The sequence below is a fragment of the Nocardioides sp. genome (assembly GCF_004803405.1).
Lineage (GTDB): Bacteria > Actinomycetota > Actinomycetes > Propionibacteriales > Nocardioidaceae > Nocardioides > Nocardioides vastitatis.
Map to the genome: position 1 here is coordinate 1 of NZ_SSXI01000124.1, position 1,201 is coordinate 1,201.

The following is a 1,201-nucleotide window of genomic DNA, read 5'->3' on the forward strand; positions in this document are numbered from 1 at the left end:
CACCAGGCACCGGCGCCAGCGATCGTGACCAGACCGAGCGGGCTGTCGGGCACCCAGGCGGCCGCGACGGCAAGCACGAGCAGCACCGGACCGGGCCACCACGGGGCATCCGGCGCGACGCGGGTCAGCCACGCGGCGACGACCGCGATCGGCCCGACGACGCCCAACCAGGTCAGAGCGCGTGACCAGGTGACCACGCCGAGCCGGCGGCCCTGGCGGTCGACGACGGCCAGCCCGGCACTCATCGCCGTGCCATCCGCGGGACGGAGGCGCGTCGGGTGAGGTCGCGCAGGACCCGGTCGATGCTCTGCGGACCCGCCCAGGTGACGACCGGGATCCCGAGCGCGGTCATCCGGTCGCGCTCGAGTCGGCGCTGCAGCATCCGGAGTCGCCAGGCGAGCACCTCGTTCGCGGACGCACCCGGACCGGTGCCTTCCGCGAGCTCGGGCGGAAGGGTGTCGACCACGACGACGTCGATCCCGGCGCTGGTCAGGATCGCCACCTGCTGGGTGGCGGCCGGATCGATCAGGGGCGACAGCAACAGCGCGAGAGTGCCGGCGCCGAGGCCCTGGCGTGCCGCCAGCGCGTCCTCGCCGCGGGCGGTCCCCGGCTCGATCAGGCTGAGCGTGTCGAGGATCCGGCGCAGCTGCAGACGCCCCGAAGCGGACGGAACGAAGCTCGCGCCCCACGCGCCGAAGACCCGGATGCCGACCCGGTCGCCGCGACGCAGGAAGTGCTCGGCCAGCACGGCGGCGGCCCGCACCGTGAGGTCCATGCTGCTGGCTCCGCCGTCCAGCCCGCCGCTGTCGCCGACGTCGTTCACCGCGTCCACCAGGACCGCGACGTGCGCGTCCTCGTCGGCGTAGGTCGCGGTGACGTGAAGCCGCCCGCTCCGCGCGGAGGTGGGCCAGTGGATCCGCCGCAGCCGGTCGCCGAGCTCGAAGGGTCGGACCTTGGCGAACTCGGTGCCCTCCCCGGGGCGGCTCGCCCGCTCCATCCCGACCAGACCACGCGGATGCGGTGCCGGCGCCGACGCGTCGAAGGGCTCGGTGGCCGGCAGCACCGTCACCTGGAGTCCCGGGCACGCCACCGGCCCCCAGCGCCAGGCGCCCCACGCGTCGTACGCAGCGACGACGGGGTCGCCCAGCCTGCGGCGACCCCACCGCATGGCGCGCAGCGCGGTCTCGACCGTGGCCGTCCC

2 protein-coding genes are annotated in these 1,201 nt (G+C 75.5%); both read right to left on the minus strand.

Annotated elements, in window-relative coordinates:
- Window positions 1-245, minus strand: a 245-nt coding sequence (locus tag E7Z54_RS09285; protein WP_136433074.1) for a hypothetical protein, incomplete at its 3' end; no start/stop codon positions are given.
- On the minus strand, window positions 242-1,201 hold a 960-nt coding region (locus tag E7Z54_RS09290), incomplete at its 5' end, for a DUF58 domain-containing protein (protein WP_136433075.1). The genes E7Z54_RS09285 and E7Z54_RS09290, both read right to left, overlap by 4 nt.